This window comes from Undibacterium sp. Dicai25W (genome assembly GCF_049340505.1).
Taxonomy (GTDB): Bacteria; Pseudomonadota; Gammaproteobacteria; order Burkholderiales; family Burkholderiaceae_D; genus Undibacterium; species Undibacterium jejuense.
On the sequence record NZ_JBMPOQ010000015.1, the window covers coordinates 1 to 14,702 of the forward strand.

At 44.2% G+C, this 14,702-nt stretch carries 14 protein-coding genes and 1 tRNA gene; 8 read left to right on the top strand and 7 right to left on the bottom strand.

Going from position 1 to position 14,702, the window contains the following annotated elements:
• Positions 1-70: 70 nt before the first annotated feature.
• Positions 71-559, bottom strand: a complete 489-nt coding sequence (locus tag ACO0KY_RS14975) for a hypothetical protein (protein WP_423047342.1) — start codon at positions 557-559, stop codon at positions 71-73.
• 46 nt (positions 560-605) lie between these two features.
• Between ACO0KY_RS14975 and ACO0KY_RS14980 the strand changes: the two genes are divergently transcribed.
• The 4 genes from ACO0KY_RS14980 (at position 606) to ACO0KY_RS14995 (ending at position 5,253) form a co-directional block, all read left to right on the top strand.
• Positions 606-680: transfer RNA gene (locus ACO0KY_RS14980), tRNA-Arg, on the top strand.
• 816 nt (positions 681-1,496) lie between these two features.
• Positions 1,497-2,228, top strand: a complete 732-nt coding sequence (locus ACO0KY_RS14985) for a substrate-binding periplasmic protein (RefSeq protein ID WP_423047344.1) — start codon at positions 1,497-1,499, stop codon at positions 2,226-2,228.
• Between the two features lie 177 nt (positions 2,229-2,405).
• Entirely contained in the window at positions 2,406-4,319 is a 1,914-nt protein-coding gene (locus tag ACO0KY_RS14990; RefSeq protein WP_423047346.1) for an ATP-binding cassette domain-containing protein, read from the top strand.
• A gap of 289 nt (positions 4,320-4,608) precedes the next feature.
• Positions 4,609-5,253 (top strand): hypothetical protein, encoded by a 645-nt coding sequence (locus ACO0KY_RS14995; protein ID WP_423047348.1) that lies wholly within the window; start codon positions 4,609-4,611, stop codon positions 5,251-5,253.
• 28 nt (positions 5,254-5,281) lie between these two features.
• Here ACO0KY_RS14995 and ACO0KY_RS15000 read toward each other — a convergent pair whose 3' ends face one another.
• The 3 genes from ACO0KY_RS15000 to murB all read right to left on the bottom strand — a co-directional run bounded on the left by ACO0KY_RS15000 (position 5,282) and on the right by murB (position 9,823).
• Complete coding sequence (locus ACO0KY_RS15000) at positions 5,282-6,589, bottom strand: putative bifunctional diguanylate cyclase/phosphodiesterase (RefSeq protein ID WP_423047350.1); 1,308 nt, start codon at positions 6,587-6,589, stop codon at positions 5,282-5,284.
• Positions 6,586-8,277 (bottom strand): HD-GYP domain-containing protein, encoded by a 1,692-nt coding sequence (locus ACO0KY_RS15005; RefSeq protein WP_423047352.1) that lies wholly within the window; start codon positions 8,275-8,277, stop codon positions 6,586-6,588. The genes ACO0KY_RS15000 and ACO0KY_RS15005 overlap by 4 nt, the downstream gene beginning before the upstream one ends.
• Before the next feature lie 517 nt (positions 8,278-8,794).
• Positions 8,795-9,823: a UDP-N-acetylmuramate dehydrogenase gene (gene murB / locus ACO0KY_RS15010; protein WP_423047354.1), complete on the bottom strand. Its 1,029-nt coding sequence runs from the start codon at positions 9,821-9,823 to the stop codon at positions 8,795-8,797.
• Positions 9,824-9,909: 86 nt separating this feature from the next.
• Here murB and ACO0KY_RS15015 point away from each other — a divergent pair, with 86 nt between their 5' ends.
• Together ACO0KY_RS15015 and ACO0KY_RS15020 are read left to right on the top strand one after the other, a co-directional pair.
• Positions 9,910-10,401, top strand: a complete 492-nt coding sequence (locus ACO0KY_RS15015) for a YajQ family cyclic di-GMP-binding protein (protein WP_186913230.1) — start codon at positions 9,910-9,912, stop codon at positions 10,399-10,401.
• A 117-nt stretch (positions 10,402-10,518) separates the two neighbouring features.
• Positions 10,519-11,148 carry a retropepsin-like aspartic protease family protein gene (locus tag ACO0KY_RS15020; protein WP_423047357.1) on the top strand — a complete coding sequence of 210 codons (630 nt, stop codon included), beginning with the start codon at positions 10,519-10,521 and terminating at the stop codon, positions 11,146-11,148.
• A 220-nt stretch (positions 11,149-11,368) separates the two neighbouring features.
• On the opposite strand, the gene ACO0KY_RS15025 is transcribed toward ACO0KY_RS15020, so the two are convergent.
• The 3 genes from ACO0KY_RS15025 to ACO0KY_RS15035 form a co-directional block, all read right to left on the bottom strand.
• Positions 11,369-11,869: an SMI1/KNR4 family protein gene (locus tag ACO0KY_RS15025; protein WP_423047359.1), complete on the bottom strand. Its 501-nt coding sequence runs from the start codon at positions 11,867-11,869 to the stop codon at positions 11,369-11,371.
• Positions 11,870-11,900: 31 nt separating this feature from the next.
• The gene (locus ACO0KY_RS15030) at positions 11,901-12,434 is read right to left on the bottom strand and encodes an immunity protein Tsi6 family protein (protein ID WP_423047361.1); all 534 of its coding nucleotides are present in this window, start codon (positions 12,432-12,434) and stop codon (positions 11,901-11,903) included.
• 332 nt (positions 12,435-12,766) lie between these two features.
• A complete protein-coding gene (locus ACO0KY_RS15035) occupies positions 12,767-13,330 on the bottom strand; it encodes a hypothetical protein (RefSeq protein ID WP_423047363.1) in 564 nt (187 codons plus the stop codon).
• 89 nt (positions 13,331-13,419) lie between these two features.
• On the opposite strand from ACO0KY_RS15035, the gene ACO0KY_RS15040 reads away from it, so the two are divergent.
• Together ACO0KY_RS15040 and ACO0KY_RS15045 are read left to right on the top strand one after the other, a co-directional pair.
• On the top strand, positions 13,420-13,761 hold the full coding sequence (locus ACO0KY_RS15040) for a hypothetical protein (RefSeq protein ID WP_423047365.1): 342 nt from the start codon (positions 13,420-13,422) through the stop codon (positions 13,759-13,761).
• A 305-nt stretch (positions 13,762-14,066) separates the two neighbouring features.
• Positions 14,067-14,621 carry a hypothetical protein gene (locus tag ACO0KY_RS15045; RefSeq protein WP_423047367.1) on the top strand — a complete coding sequence of 185 codons (555 nt, stop codon included), beginning with the start codon at positions 14,067-14,069 and terminating at the stop codon, positions 14,619-14,621.
• Positions 14,622-14,702 lie beyond the last annotated feature (81 nt).

Consider the following 14,702-nt stretch of genomic DNA (forward strand, 5'->3'; position numbering starts at 1 on the left):
GTCCATCGATTCCATAATAGCAATATCACCACAAATTTCAAAGTTTCCGTATTGTCAAGTGTCATTGTGTTCATTGTTTTTCCACTTTTTGTTTTGTGCCTTTTTTGGCAAATTTCAATTCAAAAGAGTCTTTCAATTCTTTCTTGTCTGCATAGTTCAATAATGAATGTGCCAATTGCAACATCTTTGTTGCTCTTTGCTCCAAACTTTTTGCAAAAGCTCTGAGCATGAAAATATGGGATAAATCTTGAACAACATTGACAGTCTTTCTTGTTCTCTTTTTGACTGGTTCTGTTTGTGCTTGTTGTTCTAGTGCTTGCTCAGTCTCTTTGTCAATTGGTGTTGTTTCTCCATTCAAGAGAAAGTTGGCAACATCATATATTGAATAAAAAACAAGTCTGCCTACATTTTTATGTGGAATAGGGAATTGTTTATCTTGCCTAAGCTTAGACTGTTGCTTTGTTGATATGCCAGTCTCATCAGAAAGTTGCTCTGGTGTCATTAACAACTTACCTTTTGTCTTATTTCTTAAGTATTCAATAAGCTGTTCTTGTGCCATAGTCTTGTATCTTTTGGTGTATGGTTGCTATACTAGCAGGCTGAGTGTCCCCGTAGTTCAATGGATAGAACAAGATCCTCCTAAGATTTAGATACTGGTTCGATTCCGGTCGGGGACACCAATCACTGTTGCAAAATTGATAGCCTACTCCTATCAATGGAATGCGAAAAAGCCACCTGTTAGAGTGGCTTTTTTTGTGTCTTTTGTGCCAAATTTGTTCCAAGACTACCTTGGAACATACGGGATTTGACGGGATTAGACGGCACTCAAACCCTTGTAAATCAACAACTTAGCTCCGTTTTAACCTCGCCTAGTCCGCTTAGGAGGCATACGTTCTATCCATTGAACTACGGCGAGACACGGTGTGAACAAGCGTCCAGCCATGTTCAACAAGCCCGCCATATTACCTGAGCGAAGCGGAACAATCAAATCAAGCTTTTAGAGCCAATTTATTTGATCGTTACTCAGTCACTGAGTCTGTGGATCAACATCCCGTAACTGAAGGAAATACTTCCCAAAAAATCCGACCTTGCTTTGATGTAAAAAGTATTTCCATAGCATCTGAAATGCTTCTTCATTACCGCTAGCAAGTGCATTACCAAAGACACAACTACAGAAAGAACTACAGGCAGAACTACATTCGTAAATAAACCCTCAACAAAGTCGCTTAAAGTTCATTGCGAAAAAATACAAATATCCTATTCTGTAAAACATCGGATGTGTTTCCCAGGTTCACGACCTACCAATTATTCTGCCAAGAAATAAATACGAAGAAACAACGAGTGGCAACACTGACATTCAAAAAAATTATCACTGCCTTTTGACTTCACTTCTGCAGAATGTTAGTCAGATAATCAAAGTAAAGCCTTGTTGTAAAGCCTTGTTGTAAAGCCTTGTTGTAAAGCCTTATTCTCAGCTTTTTACCGTAGGAGGCAATATGAAAGTATTACGTTCATCGTTCTACATCTTTGGTCTTGCTTACATGCTGACAACTCAACCGAATCTACTCAAAGCCGAAAATTTGGTCACTGAAGATTACCCACCGTTTAATATTGTCAATCCAAAAACGGGCGAAGTTACCGGGATGTCCACAGAAAAAGTGCAGGAACTGATGAAGCGTTCCGATGAAAAATATACCATTGCTGCTTACCCATGGTCTCGCGCAGTACAAATGGCGCAAAACAATCCAGAGACTTGTGTATTTTCAACGTCGCGCACTCCTGGACGCGAGAATCTGTATAAATGGGTAGGTCCCTTAGTCAGAAATAATTGGACCATCTTCGCCCGCGCGGATGACACCCGACACCCGAAAACCCTAGAAGACTTACGTACTTATGTCATCGGAGGTTACCGGAATGATGCAGTAGCAGAATTTTTTTCTTTAAAAGGTTTCGAAACCGACCTGGCGAATGCCGATGCAGATAATCCACGCAAATTGCTGGCTGGACGTTTTGATTTCTGGGCTAGCGGTGAGTTACTAGGTATTAACATTCTCAAGCAACAAGGCTTGACCAAACTGATCGTTCCACTATTTACTTTCAATCAAGCTGATATGTATTTGGCATGTAATTTAGGCTTACCACAAGAAAAGATCGACAAGTGGAATCAAATTTTGAAGAATATGGAAAAAGATGGCACCAGTGCAGCGATAGAAAGGAAGTATAAATAATCAGCTTTTCGGGGCATCAGCGGGCAAATACCTGCTGCCCCGTCAATTTAAGCCATAGACGATAGTTTATCTGCACTTCCTCCACAGGCAGACGTGGAATGCACGCCGGTCTCGCGTACAATACGGGTTTTCTCCAATTTAGTCCGGCCTTTTTCGCCGCTGACCTCACAGGTATTTATGGCAGTTATCTCATTAAGCGATGCCCAATTGGCATTCGGTCACGTAGCCCTGCTCGATCATGCAGAGTTTTCTATTGAAGCAGGTGAACGTGTCGGTCTGATCGGCCGTAACGGTACAGGTAAATCTTCTTTACTGAAAATCATCGCACGGACATCCAAAATTGATGACGGTTTGCTTGTAATGCAACAAGGGATCAAAATCGCCTATGTCGAACAGGAACCGCAATTCTCACAAGATTTATCGGTATTTGATGCCGTCGCTTCAGGTCTGGGCGAATTGCCTGGGCTCCTCCAAGAATATGAAGAATTGACAGGTCAATTTGGCGGTGACAATGACGATGCATTGATGGAGCGCATGCATGACATTCAGGTCAAACTGGATGCCGCCGATGCCTGGAGCTTAAATAATAAGGTTGAAACCACACTCGATAAACTGAACTTAGCCAAAGACGCCATCATGGGCACCTTATCCGGTGGCATGAAAAAACGCGTGGCACTGGCATGCGCTTTGGTAAGTGGTCCAGACGTGTTGTTGCTTGATGAACCAACCAATCATCTGGATTTTTCATCGATACAATGGCTGGAAGGACTGTTAAAAGACTTCAAAGGCAGTGTGTTGTTTATTACACATGATCGTAGCTTCCTTGATAACGTGGCAACGCGCATTATTGAACTTGATCGCGGTAAATTGACCTCATTCCCCGGCAATTTTACGACCTACCAAACGCGTAAAGAAGAACAGTTGGAAGTTGAAGAAGTAGAAAATGCCAAGTTCGACAAATTCCTGGCTCAGGAAGAAATCTGGATACGCAAAGGAGTGAAAGCTCGTCGTGTACGTGATGAAGGTCGGGTTAAGCGTCTTGAACAATTACGCGTTCAGCGCAGCGCCCGTCGCGAACAACAAGGTCAGGTGAAACTCGACGTGTCGTCGGGCGAACGCTCAGGAAAAATCGTAGCTGAGATGGAAAATATCAGCAAAAACTTTGGCGAGAAAATCATCGTGCGCGATTTCTCCAGCATTATTTTGCGTGGCGACAAAGTTGGTCTGATTGGTCAAAACGGTGCTGGTAAAACGACTTTACTAAAAATGATTTTAGGTGAGAATCAACCAGATAGCGGCACGATTAAACAAGGTAGCAAATTGCAAATCGCCTACTTCGATCAGATGCGCGCGCAACTCAATGAAGAAGCCAGTCTCGCCGAGACAATCGCACCAGGTAGTGACTGGGTCGAAGTCAATGGTCAGCGCAAACATGTGATGTCCTATCTCGGCGATTTCCTATTCGCACCCGAACGTGCTCGCTCACCAGTCAAATCATTATCAGGTGGAGAGCGCAATCGCTTGCTATTGGCGCGTTTATTCGCTAAACCTGCCAATGTGCTGGTGCTCGATGAACCGACCAACGATCTGGATATCGATACGCTGGAATTGCTCGAAGAATTGCTAGAAGAATACACAGGTACCGTGTTTTTGGTCAGCCATGACCGTACCTTCCTCGATAACGTAGTGACGCAAGTCATCGTTGCTGAAGGTGAAGGTCAATGGCGTGAATTTATCGGTGGCTACAGCGATTGGGAACGTTATCGCAATACGGTCACCTCTTCGAAATCGACACCAAAAACTGAGGCCAAGACTAACTCATCTAACACCTTTTCTGCGTCCGCTGCACCAGCCGCAAAGGCGAAAAAGCTCAGCTATAAAGAGCAACGAGAGTTAGACGAATTACCAAAACTTATTGCACAATTAGAGGCTGAACAAAAAGAGATCACAGAGAAATTAGCTGATGCTGACCTGTATAAAAACGGGCCGGAAGCAGCAAATAAACTCAATGCACGCTTTGAAGAAATAGACGGCTTATTACTAGAAGCTTTGGAAAAATGGGAAGCGGCAGAAGCAAAAGCCAATCCCTAAACCGAGTCAAACACACCCAAAAAATGTCAGACCGGTCGTTTTTACTGACCCGTCTGACAATTGTCAGGTTCTGGTAAGTCATACCTGGCACTCAATCACAAGTAATCAATAACAAGTAATCAATAACAACATAATTAATATTTCACAACTATAGTGAATGCTCTTGCAGTAAACTAATTATCTCTCTGCCGATATATAAAAATATCACTGTCGACAAAGTGAGATGCGCCTGAAATATTGAAGCCCCTCTCATTTCGTCCACGTTGTTAGATGGATTCAAGAGGAGCGCATGTCGAGTTCACCTGCCAGTATACCGGCACTGCTTGTCTTACCCTTCGTTGGTTTGCTTTGCGCGCTCGTCCTGACACAATCCACGTATGCAAAAGCTGTCTATCATTGCGGCAGCTCGTATCAAGACAAACCTTGTGGCAATTCCGACAAAGAACAAAAAGCGCCGATTGCGAATAAGACGCCTACCAAAGAAAATGCAGACAAACCCGAAATTGATGCACAGTGCAAACAGCGAGGTGAGGATGCTAAGAGAATTATCTGGATGCGGGGCGCTGGCGCAACACAAGACCGGTTATTAGTCGATGCTGAGGGCGACTACCGCAAACAACTCATCAAAGATGTGTATGCACAACAAGGAAACGCCTCTGACGTCAGAGCGGCGATAGAAAAAGAATGCATGAGCGCAAAAGAAAAAGATACTGGAAAAACTACCAATGCACCGACGCCGGATGCCAAAGCAAACAGTGCAAGTCATGCTGAAAAAAACATTTCTTCAACCGATGCTGTCTGCAAACAGCTCATCGACTTTGTAGCAGGGATAAACAGCGTAAAACTCAGCGATACAACTGGCGCCACAACGGCTATCGTTCGCCAGCAAAAACAACAACTCGAATTACAAATAAAGAATCTGCACTGCCGCTAGCAATAGCAATAGCAATAGCAATAGCAAATTATGCAGTATGTATGCGATGAAATTCTGCACACCATATTAACAATTGTTTGGCAGGCATAGGCTTGGCAAAATAAAACCCCTGAATCTGTTCGCAACCCATGTCTTTGAGCAAATTCAACGTTTTCTCGTCTTCGACACCTTCAGCGACGACAGGTAAGCCAAAATTATGTGCGAGATCAATAATGCTCTTCACAATTTGTCGGTCTTGCTGAGACTCGATCATCCCTTGTACAAACAATTTATCGATTTTTAATTCATCAATGGGAAAACGGCGTAAATACGCAAACGATGAATAACCAGTACCAAAATCGTCAATCGATAAATGAAAACCTAAGCGCTTTAATTCGCATAAGACTTCAGTCGTTTGAGCGACATCCTGAATCAATGCGCTCTCAGTAAGTTCCAGACCTATCCTCGATGGATGGGTGAGCCAGATATTCATCTTATGCGCCAACGTCGCAGTCAAATGCGCTTGCGCTAATAGCCTGGCGGATAGATTAATCCAAATGAGTACATCCAGACCGGCGGCCTGCCATTGCGACGATTCGCGCAAGACAATATTGATCACCTGTAATGTAAGTGCTTCCACCAGACCGCAACGCTCAACGGTTTCAATCAAAACATTTACTGGAATATATTCGGGATGATCGGAAGGCCAACGCACCAATGCTTCGACCGAATAAATACGCATGGTACTTAAGTCAACTTTAGGCTGATAGACGACGTTTAAACCATTCGCCTCAATGACCTCAGCGACTAATTTAGGTAGATTTTCAGGTAGCAAGTTGGTCTGAACATTACCGCTGGCAAAGCTGAACTTTTGATGTTCGTTTAATGCCTTTTTTTGGGCGTTATCAGCAATACGCAACATTGTCAGCGCATTCGCATCCTGGATCGGCGTACATACGACACCAATGCAAGGGCTAAAATAGACATTGCCTCCATCCACAGGAATGGGTGCCTCAAGTATCGCCAACAACCTGTGCGCAGCAAGTAGCGCAAGCGCGGGTACCGATAAGTCTGGCAACATTACCCACAACTCATTCGGACTCACAAACACCATGCTGTCCCTGGAACGCAATATAGGTTTAAAACGCGACCACAAACTTTCTTGCAATTGGCGCGCTTGCTTGTCAGAGAGTAGCGCTGCAATTCTGTCACTACGCTGCAAATTCACAACCATCAAACCAAGTACCTGATTTTCGGCCGCAAGCGACATTTCTACTTGTAATTTCTCGGCGAATTCACCGCAAGAACTAAGGCAATGCGGATCACCTTTAACAGAACCATAGAGTTGGTTATTCATGATTTAGCCACGTAAAAACTGCGGCTATCGATGCCATACGCACCATCGGGTAAACCGCGTAAGATCCGGATCGGTTCCGCATCTGGTGATTGATGCATCAGATTTAATACCCAAGGATGTACCAGTGCTTCTTTATCGGCATTGGTGAGCACCAGAATTTGCGGCTCCAGACGCCGCAATTTATTGTGTTCCAACACAATTGCCGCCTCCCCTGTGGAGAGCTCTATCATACTACCGATAGGAAAAATGCCTATCGCCTGAACAAACTCCTCGACCAGCGGCGCATGCAATTCCAACTCAGCCTGTTTAAATAATTCCTTCATGGCATCAAATGCTGAACGTGTCGAATCGTACGCACGCACCGAAGTCATCGCAGCAAAACTATCGACGATAGCAGCCATACGGCCATAGATACTAATTTCCTCTGCTTTTAAACCCTGAGGATAGCCGGTACCGTCTAAACGCTCATGATGTTGACTAATGCCCAGATAAACGTTATGTGACAGCGGCCCATTTTGTTGCAATTTATGAAGACTGGTTGCGACGTGCTGACAAACAATCAAACGTTCTTCATCATCAAGCTTGGCCGGTTTTTTCAAAATTTCTTCCGGCATACTTAACTTACCAACGTCCATCAACAAACCTATCATGCCCAGTTCATTAAGCTGCTGTCTCGCAAAACCTAAATGTCGCCCTAAAGTCATCATATACACAGCCACTTTCAAGCCATGCGCATAAGTTTCTACGTCCTCACTCTGCATACGTATCAACCACATTAAAGCGGACGGATTGGCAATGACACTCTCCGTCAACAACTGCACAGCGGGCCGTACCTGATCTAGTTCCAACTCCCTTCCATCATGAATGTCATCGGACATTTTCGCTAAGAATTCCTGCGTTCTGCTGACAGCTACCGAGGCATGTTTAATTTCTTCCTGCATCGGCGCCCGGTCTTTATAGATCACCAGATTTAGCGTTGAAGGAATGAATTCCGGATGCTTTTTCCGTGCAATAAATTGCTTTTGTTCACGTGTACTTTGGTAAGGTTTCGCCGCTTTCCACTTGATAACCCACCCTTGTATTCGCTCATAGAAATCGAGTGGTGCGTAGATCACATCCCGCGGGTACAGTTCCTCGATGAATTGGCTAAAAGAAGCGGTTGATGGCGGCACTAATTGCGCAGTGCGTTCAGCCATACTCACATCTTGCGGCGCAGTAGTAACACTGGCATAGCGCAAATAATAAGGAACAGGTTGGATAAAATTTTGCCTTGAATTGCTAGAATTTTCTTGAAAAACCTTGCTCTTCTTGCGTGCGGAAGGCGCGTCCTCGACACCGGTAAAGGCCTGCCATATTTGTTTTACGCCGTTGGTAACAGCTCCTAAACTATAGCGTTCATCGATTTTCGCGGGTGGCGCTGAATAACTAACTCGGACAGTCGTTTGCTGCTCTATCGCAGGTTCATCGTCTTCGGGCGGAAGGTGAACACTGTCCCATGGCAGATGCAGTAAGGCAGTTGGGTCACTACGACTTGGATCTATCGTCAATTCGCGTACCATGCTTTGCAAAGTCTGGCAGTCAAGCAGCTCAGTCAATAAAAAACCTTGCAGCAGAAACGATGTTTTTTCCCATGGCCGATCTAACTCGACCACGAACATGCCAACGCGCAGATCGCTAATACTGATCAATAACGCATCCCGTAATTTTCTTTTTTTGCGTATCAAAATAAATGAATGACGTTTTATGCAGACTTCAATTTAATGCTTTTATCGCTAGTCTACGTAGTTACGAATAATAAAATTTTCGCGCATCGTAAAAATATTTTTGGGGACATGCACAGAAAGAAGCAATTTGACGCAAACACCCGTTTATTATCGCATCAGTTACCGATTAATTAAGTTCTTTTGACATTCGTTTACATGCAAATTTGTTGTCAATTGTTACATAGCAAAAAACTTAAAAAGTTCATCTCCCCTTACTCGGCTCACAGCTTATTCAAAACCTATTATAGACGATGAGAAAGCGGGGACAACCCGCTACCAATATCTTGCGTGCATCAAAAAGGCCTCACATACTCCCCATCAGTATTATTTCGAAGTCTATATTTAATATTGCGAATTCGTTGAAAAATGAGATCTAAAGGTGGGAGTATATTTATTTCCCCAAAAGATATTCATCATGCTATTCGGTATAGGAAAGTACTCTTTAATAAAAATTCGGCTCGATTTCTAACTCGACACCAAATTTTTTCAGAACATCAGATTGAACTGTCTGTGCCAATAGCTTTACCTCAGCACCAGTGGCATGTCCACGGTTGACCAGCACTAAGGCCTGCTTTTCGTAGACCCCCGCGGCGCCCAAACTACGCCCCTTCCAGCCAGTTTGTTCAATCAACCAACCTGCAGCGAGCTTGAAGTCACCTGAGGGCTGAAGATAGCTGACCAGATCAGGATATTGTGCGAGCAAAGCGTGACGAATTGAGGCCGACACGACAGGGTTCTTAAAAAAACTGCCAGCATTACCAATCAATTGTGGATCAGGCAACTTAGCTTGACGTATAGCAATAATTGCTTGGCTAATCTGTAATGCATTCGCTTGTTGAATTTGAGCCTGCTCCAGCCATTTCATCACATCAGCATAAGCAAGTCGGGGATGCCACATTTTTGGAAGTGCAAACGTGACATTTAATATCACCATACGATCACGCAAGCTTTGCTTAAAAATGCTATCCCGATAGGAAAACAAACAAGCCGCTTTGTCCAAAATGACCACTTCACCAGTAGCAAAATCAAATGCTTCCAGACTGTGAAAAACGTCCTGAATTTCGACCCCATATGCACCGATATTTTGGATAGGCGCAGCACCTACAGTGCCGGGAATCAATGACAAGTTTTCTAACCCTCGCCACCCTTGTGCCAGCGTCCACTGAACGAATTCATGCCAATTTTCTCCCGCAGCAGCAGTCACATAATAAAAATCCGCATCATCAGAAGTCAACTTCTTACCTTGCAGGCACATATGCAAGACCAACGCATCTATCTGATCAGATAGAACCAGATTACTGCCACCACCAAGAATTAAACGTGGCAACTGCGACAAGGAAGGATCATTGCGCACCGCCTGCAATTGCGCCAGTTCAATCACTGGTAAAAATAATTTTGCCTGCGCTGCAATACCAAAAGTATTGAGCTTTTGCAGAGAAACATCGCGAGAAAGGGTATTAATAGTCGTCATAAGTCGCAAATTATAGCTGCTAGGCTTTGTAAGCGTCCCGCATTTGATAAAATGCGCTATATTTATTTTTTCACCAAGGAAGCACTATGCCCTCATTTGATACCGTCTCTGAAGCAAACATGGAAGAAGTAAAGAATGCGGTAACGCAATCGAATAAAGTCATCACCAACCGTTTCGACCTCAAAGGCACCAGCGCCAAGATCGAGCTCAAGGACAAAGAGCGCGAAATCGTCGTTTTTGGCGACTCCGATTTTCACTTAGACCAGATTATCGTCGAACTGACCCAGACACTGGGTAAGCGCAAAGTTGACGTGCGTTTTCTCGACATGGGCAAAGTGGAAAAAATTGGCGGCGACAAAGTCAAACAGGTTATCAAAGTCAAAAACGGCATTGAAACTGAAGACGCAAAGAAAATTGTCAAAGCAATCAAAGATAGCAAAATGAAAGTCCAGGCCAGCATTCAAGGCGATGCAGTGCGCGTACAAGGCGCAAAGCGCGATGATTTGCAAGCGGCAATGGCTTTATTACGTAAAGAAATCAAAGATCTGCCACTGGAATTTAATAATTTCCGTGATTAATTAGTCGTATATTCAAAGCTGCTGGATAGATGCTGCGTCGATTTTTTGCAAAATCGACAAATCCGTTGTTCCTATCTGGCAGCCTGCTTCTTGTACCGCATCCATAATAGGCTTGCCATGAAACGCATTATTACGCTGGCTTTAATGGGGTTTAGCACATACGCAGCAGCAACTGATGTCGGGGTAGTTGGCTTATTTCCCGGCAAAGCGATTCTTGTCGTCGATGGCGCGCCACCGAAAACTTATAGCGTCGGCAGCATAATCAGCAGCGATACTAAGCTGGTCGACGTTGACCACGATACCGCCACCATTGTCAGTAATGGCAAACGTTCTGTGCTGGCAATGGGTCAGGCCGTTGCGCGTACATCCCCTGGCAAGAGCAATCAAGTTGTATTGCAAGCGGGTGATCAAGGACATTTTATTGCCAACGTTAGCATCAATGGCGTGAGTATCAGGATGATGGTCGATACCGGTGCCAGTCTCGTCACCTTACCTGCTAGCGACGCAGTACGTCTGGGCATTCATTACACGAATGGCACACACGGTAGAATGAACACGGCTGGCGGTATAGTCAACGCTTACGGTGTGAAACTTGATAGCATCAAGATTGGTGATATCGAACTTTATCAAGTCGATGCCGCCGTCCTTGACTCCGGCTTAAGCATCCCCTTATTGGGTATGTCCTTTTTAAACCGCATGGAAATGCGCCGCGAAGGGGATCAAATGACCCTGAGCAAACGCTATTAATCCCGATTTGCAGGTAAATTATCGTGGCTATAATGATTAAGACAAACCCTATAAGGTCTAGGATAAACCTATGCAATGCCAGCGTTCCATTCGAGCGAAGCGTGCAATCCAGTCTCGTTTAGTGCCCGGTATGAGGTGCAACCGCTAGTACAGGCGCACCCCGCAAGATCCCTGTATACACAAGCGCGACGCACGTTGTACCACTCCTAATGGTGAGATGCTACGCATTTCCTGCATTTGCAAAGGACGAGACTATCTTACCAATCAATTCAGAAACAGAAGCGTACTTTACAGGTCTATCGACGTCGGCCTTCCAAAACGCAATTAGCTGGCCAGGTTCTTGCCCATTTTTGGAGAGAACATCCAAGCATAAATAGCTTCCACCACCATTATCTAAAAAAGGTATCCATTCCCGACGCCAATAGTCTGGATCTTGAAAATCCGTACCTATCATTTCATCTAGCATCACTTTTATTTCGATAATATCGCCAATAGGCATGAACATCCAATTAGCGTGGAAATTATCTGAATTACTAGAATTTTGTCCGTTGCGCCACTCATAAAGGAGTCGAAAATCGGCTGGCAATGCTATTCCAACCAAATGTTCAAGTTCTGCCAGTTGATCAGATTTGACCCCTGGATTCAACGCACTATAATAATCAGGGCGATTTTTCTGTAACAAGCTATCGAGTGAAGTAATGAGTATGTTATTCATCGCCATATGCACTTTCTTTTTCGTCTCTGTAGTTGTACTAAATTAATGACGAAACATGTCCGTCATTCGCATTCCGACGTAATTCTGCAACAACTTCCTCGACCGCATAAAGCATCTTTGCAAACTCAATATCGATTGCCTCAAATTCACGAGCCGCATACACTCCGACTATAATATCTTTAAGACGAGAATAGTCAGCGTGCTCGTTCTTTGCCAATCCAAGCAAGTACTTAAGCTGTACACGGACGGACTCCAAGGGTTGAAAATCTTTGTAAACTTCAACCATGTGTTCAGCACGGTTATGTGCTATTTCTAGTGTTTGCAAAGGCTTGTTTTCACGGGCGCGCATGCGAGCTCGCATTTCTTTCATGGCACTCGCATTATCCAAATGAACTAAGAAATGTTTTTGATCGGTGGGACACTGCAAACCATGGAGTGGTTTGCCTTCTACCCAATTCGCTGGGACTGTGACAATGATAGAGGAGCATACCGAACACTGAAGGCTATTACCCTGCCGAATTAACTTAGCCGCTTCAACTCCAGCCAATTTTGCTGTCAGGAAAATAGCCATATTGATCCTTTCAATAGTAAAGCTTGCGAAATAAATGCACTATCGTCGCTATCGTCGCTATCGTCGCTATCATTTTACGCAGGCGACGTCTTAAGAAAAAAATTACATTTCGGAACGATAAATACGTCCCAATCTACATATTCGTCGCCGTATTATGCCTCATACTAACCATTTGCAAACTCCTGTAATTTACATCACGTACCCACTTCTGAGATGCTGAACTTACATTGAATAACCATTGTGGGCGGGTACAACCCGCCAATGCAAAACTTCTTTTAAGAACTGATGTCCGTTGAATCGACGTTTGTGTATCTACATGAGACGACGCAAGATCATTCACAACCATTTGACTGAGGGAGCTTCGCACAATTTTCACGACGCCTACCCAGGTACTCATGATAGCTCCCCAAGGCACGATCTCTATAGGTGGTGGTTGATCCTGAACTAAGAATATCACCGAGTTTCTTGCATCCGACTTCTGGGTTTCCCTGGACGGCAATCAGGAAGACATCACCTTGCTTATCGACCATATCTAAGTCGCGATCTGAGGGTAAGAAGCCAGGTTGAGCAATGCTTTTGTCAGTTTTAACAATCTCGAGCATGGCTTCCTTTGTACCGCGCGAATATGCTTCGATATACGATGCTAAAATTTGTTCAATTGGACGATCACCCCGCTTTTGATTCGTTGAACAAAATAATATTGCACGCCCGAAGACTCTCCGCTGCGCATCAAGGAAAACCTTTACATTGGCGTCTATCTGTTCGGCGACTGACAGCGTTGCTATCTCAGCAGTACCTAAATCAGGAGGAGTTTTAAGAGCCAGATCATCAGCGAGTACTATCGATGTCTGGTAACAACAAAAGATAAAAAAAGAGATGGATAAAATTTTTCGCATTGCACTTTTCCTTGTACCCGGATGCTACTTAAAGTAGGGTTAGTTGAAATTTTAGTTTTGCCACTTCTTTTCAGTCAGGGTGTTCTGCTATGGCGATTATTACTGATTTCACAAAAATACGGCTTGACGGAAAAATCATCGACGAGCGCCATGAATTGCGACAACCGATGAATTCAGGTTGGGCTCAGTGCATCGTAACGGAATGGCACTGGAGATCCACAGATCAAATCGTAACAATAAAATACGCTGGCGGCGTCTTGGCAAAGCTCTTGCCAAGAAACACAACAGTTAGAATCATTGATACCGTGATAAAGAACGGCATTGAACGTTCGGCACTTAGTGTACTTGATAGTCACAGAGAATTGAAATACTCGATTCCAAACGTGCACAGCATCAAGGGAAATATCTATCAAGATCTTTTGCTGGTTTGAAGAAGCTACCGAGAACCCTGAACATTATTTTTCTGTAGTATTTCAAGCTGGTGTTGATGGAATCCCGTACCAATATCGATTCGAATTTGATATTGCATATGGCGGTATTCAAAAATAACGGAGTCCCGATGAGCATTGTTTTAAAGAAGCTGACTATCGAACATTCGGATGTCGATCAAGTTCAGCTTCAACGAACCCCTTACATCGAAAAAAGTTGCCAGATCCGAATTCGTGATATCTGTAACTTAGGATACGTATTTATTTTTGGCTTATCTATCACTGCGTGTAGTAATCTTAGCGAAATGATGGTCACACGACCTATTCATGAGCTAAAGAGCGATGATGGCCAAGTCACCTACACGCCACCAGATCATTGCTCAACACCTGCTTACAGTATCAACTACCGCCCTGGCAATGGCGTGAGCATGCGACTCTTAAATGACCAGGGTGGAGACTTTTATGCGACGATCTACCTGGATTTAAAAGTAAACACACATTTTGCTTTTACCTCGTCAACGGTGAAGGTGCGCACGGTAAATGGTACTCAATCTATGGATACTGTGCTTACCAATTTCTCATATACCGAGCGCCCGTCTGGCAAGAATCTCCAGGTTTTACCAACGAATGGTATCTCGGGGCCAGCCCCGAATACGCCGTTCACCTATCCCTCACCTTATTACGCCACCTCGTACGCGACAGAATATTCCTTCATCACCAGCTTCATTGCGCAGACCCATGGAGTCAATCGCTTTACCATTCAATTACCCGATGCGGTAGTCAACGGGCAGGCTGTCACTTTCGCGCCTATTATAGTAGCGCGGAAAGAACTTAGTTATTATCACAGCGCATGCTTACGTTAACTACCCAACGGGTTAGTGTTGAATGAATTCTACCGCCACATCATAATGATTTACTCGACGTGGCTCTCAGCCTCAGTTTTT